Genomic DNA, 12,588 nt, shown 5'->3' with positions numbered 1-12,588 from the left:
TTTCACGGGTGGGCAGGCAGCTTCCGTCGCTTTTATTTTCCTTGCGCCGTGGAAATTCGATCTGTGACATCCGGCCGCAAGGACATCGCACCGCCTTTTGCGTTTCCTTTCGCGCCCCCATTCTCCAGCGCGCGAGCGAAGAGGAATCCCTATGACCGAAGAGGTGGAAACGCACGAGGATCGTGCGACTTGGCCTGCCGTGCGCAACGGCTGGCGCCGCCGCTGTCCGAACTGCGGTTCAGGACCGATGCTGTCCGGCTATCTGAAGGTGCGCGATCACTGCCCCGTCTGCCGGGAAGAGCTGTTCCACCACCGCGCCGACGACGGGCCTGCGTACCTAACGATCCTGGTCGTGGGGCATATCATGGCGCCGATGCTGCATGTGGCCTTCGTGACCTGGCGGCCGGAACCGCTCACGCTTTTCACCCTTTTCGCGGTCGGCACCATCGGGTTGTCTCTCTATCTTCTGCCCCGTTTCAAGGGCGCCATGGTGGGCTTCCAGTGGGCAAGGGGCATGCATGGCTTCTCGGGAGGCAACTGACCGGTCGCAGACAGGCGGGCGCGAGAGACCTGCCGAGGTGCAGGGGCTCCGCGATGCGGCGACGCTGATCCTGATCAGGGACAGGGCCACCGCGCCGCGCGTTCTGATGGGGCAGCGCGGTGATGCTGCCGTCTTCATGCCGCGCAAGGTCGTCTTTCCCGGGGGTGCCGTCGATTCCGGCGACAGGCAGGTGACGCTTGCCGGTGCGCCCGGTGACCTGTGCAACGCGCGCCTCGAGGAGAATTCCGACTGCCGGGCAGAGGCGCTTGCCGCTGCCGGCATCCGCGAGCTTTTCGAAGAGACGGGACAGATCCTCGGGCAGCGTGGCGAGTGGGGCGGAGAAGTGCCGCCTGGATGGGAGGCTTTTGCGGCGATGGGCTATGTCCCGGATGCCGCGGCACTGCAGTTCGTGTTCCGGGCCATCACGCCACCGGGGCGACCCCGCCGCTTCGATGCGCGGTTCTTCCTTCTCGACGCGGATCATCTTGCCTCCGACCCGGACGATTTCTCGGCGGCGTCCGAGGAACTGTCGCTGCTGCAATGGATTCCGTTGTCCGAGGTGCGGCGGTTCGATCTCCCGTTCATCACCGAGGTCGTGCTGGCAGAGGTGACTGCGCGCCTGCACGACCCCGGGCCGCCCGCGCATGTGCCCTTCTTCCGGAACGATGACGAAGAGAGCCTTTTCCTGCGGCTGCGCGGCGGTGACTGAGGCGCTTTTCAACGGCGGTTCGCTGGCATAGGAGGAAGACATGCTGAACACCATCGAGCATGGCCAGCCGGGCCAGAATCCTCCGCTTCTGATCGTCCACGGGCTTTTCGGCTCGGGGCGGAACTGGGGTGTGATCGCCAAGCGCCTTTCGGACCGCGGGCTCGTCCTTGCCCCGGATATGCGGAACCATGGTGACAGCCTCAAGGATGACGACCACAGCTATCCGGCGCTTGCCGGTGACCTGGCCGAGGTGATCGAGCACTACGGTGGGCCGGCGGACGTGGTCGGCCATTCCATGGGCGGCAAGGCGGCCATGGTGCTCGCGCTGACCCGGCCCGAGCTGGTTCGGCGGCTGGTGGTCGCAGACATCGCGCCCGTGGCCTATTCCCACGACCAGGCTCGTTTCATCGAGGCGATGCGCGGTGTCGATCTTTCGCGTGTTTTCAAGCGGTCGGACGCCGCGGCGCAACTGGCCGAGACGGTGCCGGAAAAGACGCTGCAGTCCTTCTTCACGCAGTCGCTGGACGTCACCGAGAAGCAGTGGAAGCTGAACCTGGACGTTCTCGACGACCAGATGGACAAGATCGTCGGATTTCCCGAGATCGAGGGAAGCTTCGAGGGGCCGGCGCTCTTCCTGTCGGGCGGCAAGTCCGACTACGTGCTGCCGGAATACCGCGACCGGATCCGCGCCCTCTTTCCGCATGCGCGTTTTGCCAAGCTGCCCGACGCCGGGCACTGGCTGCATGCCGAGGAGCCGCGCGCCTTCGAGCAATCGGTGCGGGCCTTCCTGGAGATGGACCTCTAGCGCACTTGTGCCGTCCTGGTGGCATGGATGGTGATGGCGGATGCCGTCCCGGCGCTCTCGCCTGGTCAATGCCCGCCAGATTCAGCTTATCGAAATCTGCCGATCCCTGATCCTGAATGAGCGGCTCGCTCCCTTGCGCATGTCCTGTTGCCCACCAAGGTGACCCGGAACACCGGAGATCCGACAATGCGCGACAACGGCCTTTCAGCCCCCGAGAACCTTCAGTTCCCCTTCGAGCCAGGGGATGCGGGTCAGCGCCGGCGCGATGACCATCTCGGCCACGAGCATCCGCATGGTCTGGGCCACGTCGCGCGGCACGCGGTCGGCCCAGTCGGTCCCGGCAAAGAGCGATATGGTGCGTGCGAAAGGCGCGAAGGGTAGGGGATGGACTTCCATTTCCTCGTGATAGCGGGCGGCGCGCATGTAGCCGAGCGGGGTCGTGATGGTCCAGCCGACGCCGCGCGCGACGAGCGCCATGAGCGACAGGTGCGGCCCGATCTCGAAACGTTCGCCGAAGGTCATCATGTTGCGGGCAAGCTGCGCCTCGACCTGCCGGCCGATGAGCTGCGCGCGGTCGTGGCGCAGGAACGGCAGCTTGCCCATGACGTCCCTGACCGCCCCGCCGCTGACCGCGCCTGCGGGGCAGACGAAGATGAAGGGATCGCGGACGAGCGGGTGTTCCACGATGCCGTTCACCGCCTCGCCGCCCGAGGCGGCGATGGCCAGATGCAGACGGCGCGCGCGCATCTCCTCGGAAATCTCGTGGCTGGGGGCGGTGATCAGCTTGAACCGGCATCCGGTCATGTTCTCGGCCAGGATGGTCACCAGCCGGGGCGTCAGGTCGTTGTCGAAGTCGTCGATCACGCCCATCGAGAGCGCGGACAGGTGGCTGAGGTCCATCACGGTGACCTCGTTCTGCGCGAGGCGCAGCTGCTGCAGGATGCTCTGGGTCCGGGCCAGGAAACTGCGACCCGCCGGGGTCAGCATCATCGGCCTGCGCCCGTGGTCGACAAGGTCGGTGCCGAGCGCGGTTTCGAGGTTGCGCATCTGCTGGCTGACCGCCGGCTGGCTCAGCCCGGTCTGAGCCGCTGCCGCCGCGACCGATCCGGTGGCGGCGAGCGCCTCGAACACCTCGAGCCCGCGCAGTGTCAGCCCCTTCGTCAGCATGTTCCCCTCCGATTAAGCAGAACTTAAACCATCACTGCCCCGAACAGGAATTTTCTTCAATGGCCCCGACCGTTCTCAAAGCCTCTCGCCCCCTCCCCCCCGAAGCGCGCGTGGATATCGAGGATACCGTGCGCATCATGCTGGCGCGGCTCAGGTCCGGCGGGGCCGAGGCCGCGCGCGATTATGCGATGCGGCTGGACGGGTGGCAGGGCGAGATCGTGGTGCCGCCGCGCCGCCGCGCCGCCGCGGCGCGGGCGCTGCCCGAGGGGCTGCGCGCGGCCATCGCCTATGCGCACGACAATATTCGCCGCTTTGCCGAGGCGCAGCGCGCCAGTGCCGCGGACATGCAGGTGGAGCTTCGGCCCGGGCTGGTCGCCGGACAGCGGCAGATCCCGGTGCATTCGGCGGGCTGCTACGTGCCGGGCGGGCGCTACGCCCATATCGCCTCGGCGCTGATGACCATCGCCACCGCCCGGGCGGCGGGCGTGACGCATGTCACGGCCTGCGCGCCGCCGCGCGGCGGGGCGGGGATCGCGCCCGAGGTGCTCTACGCGATGGATCTGGCGGGGGCGGATGACATCCTGTGCCTCGGCGGCGTGCAGGGCGTCGGGGCGCTGGCCTTCGGACTGTTCGGTCAGCCGCCCGCCGACGTGCTGGCCGGGCCGGGCAACGCCTACGTGGCCGAGGCAAAGCGGCAACTCTACGGGCCGATCGGGATCGACATGGTGGCGGGGCCGACGGACCTGCTCATCTGCGCGGATGCGAGCGCCGATCCTGACCGCGTGGCACTAGATCTGGTCGGGCAGGCCGAGCACGGCGCGACCTCTCCGGTCTGGCTGCTGACCGATCACGAGCCGCTCGCCCGCGAGGTCCTGCTTCGCATGCCCGCAACCTTCGCCCGGCTGCCGGACGAGAACCGCCGCGCGGCCGAGGCGGCGTGGGAGGGCTGCGGTGAGGTGCTGCTGTGTCGGGACCGTCAGGAGATGGCGAAGACTGCCGATGCCTACGCGCCCGAGCACCTGCAGGTCATGGCCGAGGACACCGACTGGTGGCTGGAGAACCTGACGGCCTACGGGTCGCTATTCCTTGGCCATGACGCCACGACCGCCTTCGGGGACAAGGCGTCGGGGACGAACCACGTGCTGCCCACGGGCGGGGCGGCGCGCTATACCGGCGGGCTCTCGGTCCACAAGTTCCTGAAGACGGTGACCTGGCAGCGGGTCGATCCCGAGGCGCTGCCCGAGCTGGCACGCGCCACGGCGGCGATCAGCCGGGCCGAGGGCATGGTCGGGCACGCGCTGACCGCGGAGGAGCGGCTACCCAAGACGAAACGGGTCGCTGCGGGCTGAGCCGCTCAGGCGCGGCAGCTGCGCTCGGCGCGGTTGGCGAAATCTTCGTAGCGGTCCCAGAACTCGTCGTCGTAGGCGGTCTTCGACATCTTCACGACCTGCGCCTCGTGCGGCTCGCGGAAGAATCGGACGGCCTTGCGCTGGTCGCCGCCGGTGAGGGTGGTGTCGGCCACGGCCTGGATGCAGCCACAGAGCGCGCTCGAGGCCTGGGTGCGTCCGGAGCTCTGGCAGGCCGACTTGATCGGCCCGCTGGCGTAGAGCACCCTCGGGGCGCTGTTGAACCGATCGACCCGGTTGCCGCCGCCGCAGGCTGCAAGGGCCAGCCCGGCCGTCATCAAGATCACCGCTTTGCGCATGTCACCTGTCCTTCTGCGCGGCATTCGCCGCCGTTTTCCGCCAGCCGCGGGTTTTCCCGTCTCTGCCAACGTGCTGCTCGGGGATCATATTGCGCGAAATTCTGCCCGTGCGCAATCACCGGCGTGGGTCATTCACCAGCCTGTCATCGGGGGGCGGTGGGCGCATGTCCCGGGCCGGGACATCTGGGCGCCTTATAGAAATCAATGGGTTAAGCAAGCGTATTCATCGTTTGTTAGGATTGTCCCGTGGCTTGAAGCCCGCAGGACCGGTTGAAACCGGTCCCACCTTCGGCATCAGGCCTGGACAGCGCAATCGTTAACCAAACCTTCAGAAACCTGGCACGTTCGAGAGCAATATCAGCGCGCATCGCTTGCGAGGTATGCTGCAGCGCAGCATCATGGGGCCGCCGGAGATCATCGTCCCGGCGCGCTGTGCTGGAGGACGCAGCGGTTTCATGCAACCGCCGAGGATCCGTCCCATGTGCATCTCCGCCGAGGCCTTCGCCCTCTTTCTCAACCTGCTGCCCGCCGCGATCATCGGATCGGAGCCGGGCCGCGTCGTGATCCACGCCGAGACCCGCGAGGCGCATTGGGTCGCGCACGAGGACAAGTGGTGCACCATGGCGCCGCAGATCGACCGGATGGAACGCTTCGCGGCGCTGTCCGCCGACTGATCCATGGGGTCCTTGTTCACGCTCTGCCGAAAATAATGGCAATCTTGTCAAGGGGTTGTTGCAAAGGTAACACGGGGATGACGGCACTTTTCCGGATTCCGTTGAGGCAACGTCGGGAACCCGGAACTGTCTGAACCGGCGGTTCCTTGAGGTCGCGTGTCCGTCGCGTCGCGGACGGACGGAGCGATCATCCCCAGAGCGGAGCACATCATGAAGAACTCTCTCGTAGCGCGCACCGCGCTCGCCGGCGGCGTGCTGGCAGCCACCCTTCCCGGCCTTGCCATGGCACAGGAGGCCAACCCGCAGGGCCGCATCGCCCAACTCGAGCGTCGTGTCGCGCAACTGGAGTCGCAGCAGGGAGACGCCACTTCCGTGCAAACGCCCGCGGGCGCCACGCTGGACTTCTACGGCTACGCGAAGGCCGACTTCTTTGCCGACGAGGACTATGATCTGGGCAACACGATCTTTTCGCTGGGATCGGCCGGCCTGCCGGACGGGCCCGAGGACGAGGGCACGCAGGATGCCATCGCCTACGAGACGCGGTTGGGCCTGAACGCCACGCTGCCCACCGAAATGGGCGACATGGGCGCGACCATCGAGGGCGACTTCTACGGAGACGGCGGCGGCGAGTTCCGCCTGCGGCTGGCCTACGGCGAGTTCATGGGCCTACAGGCCGGTAAGAACTGGACCAACTGGATGCCGCTGGCGACCTACCCGGTGACGCTGGATTTCCAGGGCCCCGCGGGCATTCCCTTCGCGCGCGAGACCCAGCTGCGCTACACCTTCGAACCGATGGACGCGGTCGAGGCCTCGGTCTCGGTCGAGGATGACCCGAACGGCGAGTCCGACCGCTTCGCGGTGACGGCGGCGGCGCAATACACCTTCAACGATGACACCTCCGTCCGGCTTGGCGTCGTGTCGCGCGAGATCGAGGGCGAAAGCGGCTACGGCATCGCGCTCTCGGGGGCGGCCGGTCTCTGGCAGGGCGGCTCGGTCGTTGCCAACTACATCCACGGTGAGGGCATCGGCAGCTACATGGTCTTCCCGACCGACGACATCTACGACGGGGACGCGGTCGAGACCGATGCCGCGCAGATCCAGCTGAGCCAGGCGGTGACCGACAAGATCACGCTGTCGGGCGCCTGGGGCTACCGCGAGATCGACGCCGGTGCGGCCAACGACACCGAGGAACTGGAGACGGTGCACATCACCGCGACCTACAAGCCGGTCGAGCCGGTGACGATGGGCGTGGAGTACATCAACGGCACCCGCCGCGAGTTCGACGGCGACAGCTTCGACGCGAACCGCTGGCAGGCCTCGGTGAAATACGAGTTCTGATCCGGCGGGCTGACAGGCCCGATGGTGAGCGAAGGGGCGTGCCGGGATCGGCGCGCCCTTTTTTCTTGTGGTGTGCTGGTGGCGCCGTGACTGGCCGGACAAGCGCCTGACCGGTCGCGCGGTCTGGCCGCTGGCGGAAGGTCCGCATGCGCAACACCTCTGCGTGAGGAGGAGGCATGCAGATTTACCTTAGGTTATTTACCGGTCAGGATTCCCCTGGCGGCCCCGCAGGGGCCGGGGAAGGAGAGGGCCCATGTGTCTCAGCGCGGAGGCGCTTGCGCTTTTCATCAACCTGTTGCCCCTCGGCGCGGTCGCCAGCGAACCGGGCCGCTTCATCCTGCAGGCCACCGATCGGGAGGTGCACTGGGTGGCGGTCGAGGACCGCTGGTGCACCATGGCGCCGCAGTTCGACCGCATGGAGCGGCTGGCCGGTCAGGGGGAGTGAGTCAGCGCTTGCGCATGTAGGCCCAGGAGACATGGCCGCGTACGTTGCGGGCCTGTTCAAGCGAGACGTCGCACCAGCGGGTGCTGCCGGTCTGCATGCAGTCGTGCACGATCAGCGGCGTGCCGTTGGGCAGCCCCAGCAGCACCACGTAGCCGGTCCCGGGACCGGCGCGCATCTTGAGCAGGTCGTCGCCTTCCACGTTGGCCACTTCATAGACGTCGCGCCACGCGGCCGAAGCCGGGGTGGCGAGTGCCGTGACGGCTGTCGCGACGGAGAGTGCGAGTGCGGCTGCCTGTTTCATTTTCCGCTCCTGTTTTTCTGCCTGCCTCGTTGCGGGGAGTGTAGCGCGTCGGGGCGGGGGGATGAAGCGGCGGGTTGTCCTTCCGATGCAGTGCGCTGATCCGCCCGGAACAAGGGCTGAGCGCGAAGCTCCCCGCGCGGAATCGAGGGGTGTCAGCCCCGCCGCGCATCGTCATGCCGAAGGCATGCCTCCGGCATGACCGCGCCCCCATGCGGCGGCGATTTGGTGAGGCTGGGTCCCTCGTGTCGAGGTCTTTCGGGGGTGCGTAGATAAAGCGAGAGGAACGGCGGTTCGGATCGCCCCCGCGCGCGGGGGCTATGCGCGGCTCGCACTCGCCTGCAAAAAGGGCGCGACCCTCGCAGGTCGCGCCCCTTCGCGTTTCAAGTGCCGACCGTCAGGCCGCCTTCTGGCCCTCGGGGCCGAAGCGGCCGTAGAAGCTCTGGGTCTTCTCGGCCATCTCGCGCAGGAGCGCGGGGCAGGTGAAGCGGGGGCCGAACTTCTCGGTCAGGATATCGCACTGCTCGGCGGCCCAGGGCGCGCCGACCATGTCGAGCCAGGAGAACGGCCCGCCCGACCACGGGGCGAAGCCCCAGCCGAGAATGGCGCCCACGTCGCCTTCGCGGATATCCTCGAGCACGCCTTCCTCGAGCGCGCGGACGGCTTCGAGCACCTGCGCGAAGAGCAGGCGGTGCTGCACCTCGGCGAGGTCGGGCTGGGTGTCGGCGGTGGGGTAGTGCTGGAAGACGGCGGGCGAGAGGCCCTGCCGCTTGCCGGCCTCGTCGTAGTCGTAGAAGCCCGCCTTGGCCTTGCGGCCCAGCCGGCCTTCGCCCTCCATCCAGAAGATGACCTCGTCCACGGCTTCGTCGGGGTAGGCGTCGCCCATGGCGGCCTTGGTGGCGCGGGCGATCTTGGCGCCGAGGTCGATGGAAGTTTCATCCACGAGCTGCAGCGGCCCCAGCGGCATGCCGACCATCTTGGCGGCCTGCTCGATCATGGGCGCCGAGACGCCCTCGGAGACCATGCGGATGCCTTCGTTGATGTAGGGGATGATGCATCGGTTGGCGTAGAAGAAGCGCGCGTCGTTGACGACGATGGGCGTCTTGCGGATCTGGCGCACGTAGTCGAGCGCCTTGGCCACGGCCCGGTCGCCGGTCTGCTTGCCCTTGATGATCTCGACCAGGGCCATCTTCTCGACCGGCGAGAAGAAGTGGATGCCGATGAACTGCTCGGGATTCTTCGAGGCCTTGGCGAGCTCGGTGATGGGCAGGGTCGAGGTGTTGGTGGCGAAGATGCAGTCGTCACCGGTCACCGCGTCGACGGCCTTTGTTACCTCGGCCTTGATCTTGGGGTCCTCGAATACCGCCTCGATGATGAGGTCGCAGCCCTTGAGGGCGTCGTAGTCCGTGGTGGCGGTGATGCGGGAGAGCACCTCGTCCTTCTTGGCCTCGGTCGCCTTGCCGCGCTTGATGCCCTTGTCCATGAAATCGGCGGTGTAGGCCTTGCCGCGGTCCGCCGCCTCCTGCTTCTGGTCGATGAGCACGACCTCGATGCCGGCCTGCGCCGAGACAAGCGTGATGCCCGCGCCCATCATGCCCGCGCCCATGACGCCGACCTTCTTCACCTTCTCGTCGGGAACGGAGGGGCGGTTGGCGCCCTTCTCGAGCGCTTCCTTGTTGATGAAGAGCGAGCGGATCATGGCCGAGGAGGAGGGGTTCATCAGCACGTTCACGAACCAGCGCGCCTCGATCTTCAGCGCCGTGTCGAAGGGCACGAGCGCGCCTTCGTAGACCGCCGAGAGCAGCGCCTTGGCGGCGGGGTAGACGCCCTTGGTCTTGCCGTTGACCATGGCCGAGGCGCCGACGAAGGTCATGAAGCCCGAGGGGTGGTAGGGCGCGCCGCCGGGCATCTTCCAGCCCTTCTGGTCCCAGGGCTTCACGCAGTCGGCGTCCTTGGCGTTCAGCACCCACTCCTTGGCGGCGGCAAGCGGGTCCTCGGCGACCTCGTCGATGATGCCCGCGCCCTTGGCCTTCTTGGGTTCGACCAGCTTGCCCTCGAGCAGGTACTGCGAGGCGCCCATGGCGCCGAGCTTGCGCGACAGGCGCGTGGTGCCGCCCGCGCCCGGGAAGATGCCGACCATGATCTCGGGCAGGCCGATCTTGGCCTTGGCGTTGTCGGCCGCGAAGATGCGGTGGCAGGCGAGCGGGATTTCCAGCCCGATGCCGAGCGCAGTGCCGGGCAGGGCGGCGGCCACGGGTTTCGCGCCTTTCAGCGTCTTGGGGTCCATTCCCGCGCGCTCGATCTTACGCAGCACGGTGTGCATCTGCATGATGCCCTCGAAGAGCCCGCGCGCCGGTTCGTCGCCCGCGTCGTCCTTCATCTTGGCGATGATGTTGAGATCCATGCCGCCGGCGAAGCTGTCCTTGGCGCTGGTGATGACGATGCCCTTCACGGCCTCGTCCGCCAGCGCCTCGTCCACCAGCGCGTCGAGGGTCTTCAGGCCCTCGAGGCTCAGCACGTTCATCGACTTGCCGGCCACGTCCCAGGTGATGACCGCGACGCCGTCGGCGCCGGTTTCCATCGTGAAATCGCTCATGTCCTGTCTCCCGTCAGGTTCAAGGTTGGTGCCGCGCCCCTCGGGCGGGCGAAACGGTTCCGGCGCGCGGACCAGCCGGCGCCGGGGTATCTATCTCCAGTTCAGGTGCCCCAGCCCGTGCATGATGCTGGTCGTGCGCCACCGTCCGTCCTCGCAGCGCTGAAGCGTCAGCGCGCTCTCGTAGGGTTCGACCACCAGCCCCCCGCGGCTGAGGATGTAGGTCCGGTAGGTCCCGGTGATCTTGTCTGGGCCGACGAATTCGGCGCTTTTCAGCGGGCGATAGACGTCGTCGACCCCGTGGATCTGGAACTCCTCGCGATAGAGCGCCATGTCTTTCCGAAGCGCCTCGATGTCGTCGATCGTGTAGCGGCCCTGCCGGGACTGCACGAAAATCGGGAAGAGCGCGCCCTGGGCAAAGCCCTCGGCATCGCCGTTGAGCACGTGCAGCGTGGTAATGTTGAGCATCGCCTGAACGATCGAGTAGGCGGTGAACTGGTCGTCCGTTAGGTCGCGGCCCGGGATCGGCTCGAAGCGGTCCGGCCGCATCGGCCACATGCTGCGTTCAAGACCGGTCTCGAGGCGGATCACCTTCCAGGCATCATCCTCGCGGGTCATGACGAAGCGGCTGTGTGCCACCTCGGTGCCGTTGGCGCCCTCGCCGAAGAAGCGGGTGAGGTGGTAGCCCTCGAGGCAGCCCGACGGGTCGATGCGCGCGGCTTCGCAACGCTGTTCGACCCGCGCGATGCCCCGCCGGGCGTAGATGTCGAGGTAGTCTGCCACGACCTCGCTGAGTTCCTCGGCGGTTTCGGTCCGCACGGAGCCGTCCATGTTCGAGGTCACCAGCGGAAGTGAGAAATGACGCGCGTAGGCCGCGGTGTCCCCGGCCTCGAGCGCGGTCCTCATGTCGTCCAGCACGGCCTGGTACTGGGCACGGACCGCGGCGACGGCATCGCGCCGGCCGGCAGCAGGTGCGCCCTTCCCCTGCGCCGGGGTGCCGGTGTGCCCGCTCATCGCGCGGCGCTCCGTACTGCGGGGCAGGGACCGGCCCGCCCCGGCATCAAGATTGCCTCTGCTTGCGCTCGGCGCATGGTCATCAGACCCTTTCGATCACCGTGGCAGCGCCCATGCCCGAGGCGATGCAGAGCGTGGCGAGGCCCACCTCCTTGTCCGAGCGTTCGAGCTCGTCCAGCAGGGTGCCGAGGATGATCGCGCCGGTGGCGCCCAGCGGGTGGCCCATGGCGATGGCGCCGCCGTTCACGTTGAGCTTGGCATGATCCACATCGAAGGCCTGCATGAAGCGCAGCACGACCGAGGAAAATGCCTCGTTCACCTCGAAGAGGTCGATGTCGCTGATGGACATGCCGTTTTCGCGCAGGATCTTTTCCGTGACCGGCACGGGACCGGTGAGCATGATGGTGGGATCGGTGCCGATCTTGGCGTTGGCGCGGATGCGGGCGCGGGGCTTGAGCCCGTGCTTTTCGCCGAATTCCTTGTCGCCGATCAGCAGCGCCGCCGCGCCGTCCACGATGCCCGAGCTGTTGCCGGCGTGGTGGATGTGGTTGATCCGCTCGAGGTGCGGGTACTTCATCATCGCGATCTGGTCGAAGCCGGGCATGACCTCGCCCATTTCCTTGAACGAGGGCTTGAGGCTGCCGAGCGACTGCATGTCGGTGCCGGGGCGCATGTATTCGTCGTGGTCGAGGATCGGCAGGCCGTTCTGATCCTTCACCTCGATGACCGACTTGGCGAAGCGGCCCTCCTCCCAAGCCTTGGCGGCGCGCTTCTGGCTTTCCACGGCAAAGGCGTCGGCGTCATCGCGCGAGAAGCCGTACTCGGTCGCGATGATGTCGGCCGAGATGCCCTGCGGGACGAAGTAGGATTCCATGGCGAGGCTGGGGTCCACGGCGATGGCGGCGCCGTCGCTGCCCATGGCCACGCGGCCCATCATCTCGACCCCGCCGGCGATGTAGCCGTGGCCTGCGCCGGCCTTGACCTGGTTGGCCGCGAGGTTCACCGCCTCGAGTCCCGACGCGCAGAAGCGGTTGATGGAGAGGCCGGGGATGCCCTCGTCGAGGTCCGAGGCCAGCACGGCGGAACGGGCGAGGCAGCCGCCCTGTTCGGCCACCTGGGTGACGTTGCCCCAGATCACGTCCTCGACCGCGGCGCCTTCGAGCCCGCTGCGGTCCTTCACGGCGTTGAGCACCTGCGCGGAAAGCCGCAGCGAGGTCACCTCGTGCAGGCTGCCGTCCTTGCGGCCCTTGCCGCGGGGGCTGCGAACGGCGTCGTAGATGTAAGCGTCTTGCATGGTCT

At 67.3% G+C, this 12,588-nt stretch carries 13 protein-coding genes; 7 read left to right on the top strand and 6 right to left on the bottom strand.

Features of this window, described 5'->3' with window-relative positions; all coding sequences use genetic code 11:
• Positions 1–151: 151 nt before the first annotated feature.
• From C8N44_RS19300 to C8N44_RS19290, 3 genes are read left to right on the top strand one after another with little or no spacing between them, the layout of a single operon-like run.
• Positions 152–541 (top strand): DUF983 domain-containing protein, encoded by a 390-nt coding sequence (locus C8N44_RS19300; RefSeq protein WP_107978400.1) that lies wholly within the window; start codon positions 152–154, stop codon positions 539–541.
• Positions 519–1,250, top strand: a complete 732-nt coding sequence (locus tag C8N44_RS19295) for an NUDIX hydrolase (RefSeq protein WP_158274096.1) — start codon at positions 519–521, stop codon at positions 1,248–1,250. The genes C8N44_RS19300 and C8N44_RS19295 overlap by 23 nt, the downstream gene beginning before the upstream one ends.
• A gap of 40 nt (positions 1,251–1,290) precedes the next feature.
• The gene (locus tag C8N44_RS19290) at positions 1,291–2,055 is read left to right on the top strand and encodes an alpha/beta fold hydrolase (RefSeq protein ID WP_107978398.1); all 765 of its coding nucleotides are present in this window, start codon (positions 1,291–1,293) and stop codon (positions 2,053–2,055) included.
• A 204-nt stretch (positions 2,056–2,259) separates the two neighbouring features.
• On the opposite strand, the gene C8N44_RS19285 is transcribed toward C8N44_RS19290, so the two are convergent.
• Positions 2,260–3,222, bottom strand: a complete 963-nt coding sequence (locus C8N44_RS19285; protein ID WP_107978397.1) for a LysR family transcriptional regulator — start codon at positions 3,220–3,222, stop codon at positions 2,260–2,262.
• Positions 3,223–3,281: 59 nt separating this feature from the next.
• Between C8N44_RS19285 and hisD the strand changes: the two genes are divergently transcribed.
• Positions 3,282–4,571, top strand: coding sequence for a histidinol dehydrogenase (hisD, locus tag C8N44_RS19280; protein WP_107978396.1), 1,290 nt, complete (start codon positions 3,282–3,284; stop codon positions 4,569–4,571).
• 5 nt (positions 4,572–4,576) lie between these two features.
• Here hisD and C8N44_RS19275 read toward each other — a convergent pair whose 3' ends face one another.
• Complete coding sequence (locus C8N44_RS19275) at positions 4,577–4,927, bottom strand: hypothetical protein (protein WP_244641131.1); 351 nt, start codon at positions 4,925–4,927, stop codon at positions 4,577–4,579.
• A 479-nt stretch (positions 4,928–5,406) separates the two neighbouring features.
• Between C8N44_RS19275 and C8N44_RS19270 the strand changes: the two genes are divergently transcribed.
• The 3 genes from C8N44_RS19270 (at position 5,407) to C8N44_RS19260 (ending at position 7,384) form a co-directional block, all read left to right on the top strand.
• Positions 5,407–5,601, top strand: a complete 195-nt coding sequence (locus tag C8N44_RS19270) for a hypothetical protein (protein ID WP_107978395.1) — start codon at positions 5,407–5,409, stop codon at positions 5,599–5,601.
• 210 nt (positions 5,602–5,811) lie between these two features.
• Positions 5,812–6,939, top strand: coding sequence for a DcaP family trimeric outer membrane transporter (locus tag C8N44_RS19265; protein WP_107978394.1), 1,128 nt, complete (start codon positions 5,812–5,814; stop codon positions 6,937–6,939).
• A 253-nt stretch (positions 6,940–7,192) separates the two neighbouring features.
• Complete coding sequence (locus C8N44_RS19260; protein ID WP_107978393.1) at positions 7,193–7,384, top strand: hypothetical protein; 192 nt, start codon at positions 7,193–7,195, stop codon at positions 7,382–7,384.
• Position 7,385: 1 nt separating this feature from the next.
• On the opposite strand, the gene C8N44_RS19255 is transcribed toward C8N44_RS19260, so the two are convergent.
• The 4 genes from C8N44_RS19255 to C8N44_RS19240 all read right to left on the bottom strand — a co-directional run bounded on the left by C8N44_RS19255 (position 7,386) and on the right by C8N44_RS19240 (position 12,583).
• Positions 7,386–7,685 carry an SH3 domain-containing protein gene (locus C8N44_RS19255; RefSeq protein ID WP_107978392.1) on the bottom strand — a complete coding sequence of 100 codons (300 nt, stop codon included), beginning with the start codon at positions 7,683–7,685 and terminating at the stop codon, positions 7,386–7,388.
• A 394-nt stretch (positions 7,686–8,079) separates the two neighbouring features.
• Positions 8,080–10,278: a 3-hydroxyacyl-CoA dehydrogenase NAD-binding domain-containing protein gene (locus C8N44_RS19250; RefSeq protein WP_107978391.1), complete on the bottom strand. Its 2,199-nt coding sequence runs from the start codon at positions 10,276–10,278 to the stop codon at positions 8,080–8,082.
• Positions 10,279–10,368: 90 nt separating this feature from the next.
• Entirely contained in the window at positions 10,369–11,289 is a 921-nt protein-coding gene (locus C8N44_RS19245) for a nuclear transport factor 2 family protein (RefSeq protein WP_107978390.1), read from the bottom strand.
• 82 nt (positions 11,290–11,371) lie between these two features.
• Positions 11,372–12,583, bottom strand: coding sequence for an acetyl-CoA C-acetyltransferase (locus C8N44_RS19240; RefSeq protein WP_107978419.1), 1,212 nt, complete (start codon positions 12,581–12,583; stop codon positions 11,372–11,374).
• Between the last annotated feature and the right edge of the window lie 5 nt (positions 12,584–12,588).

Source organism: Allosediminivita pacifica (assembly GCF_003054175.1).
Classification (GTDB): domain Bacteria; phylum Pseudomonadota; class Alphaproteobacteria; order Rhodobacterales; family Rhodobacteraceae; genus Allosediminivita; species Allosediminivita pacifica.
This window is presented reverse-complemented; position numbering and strand designations above follow the sequence as displayed.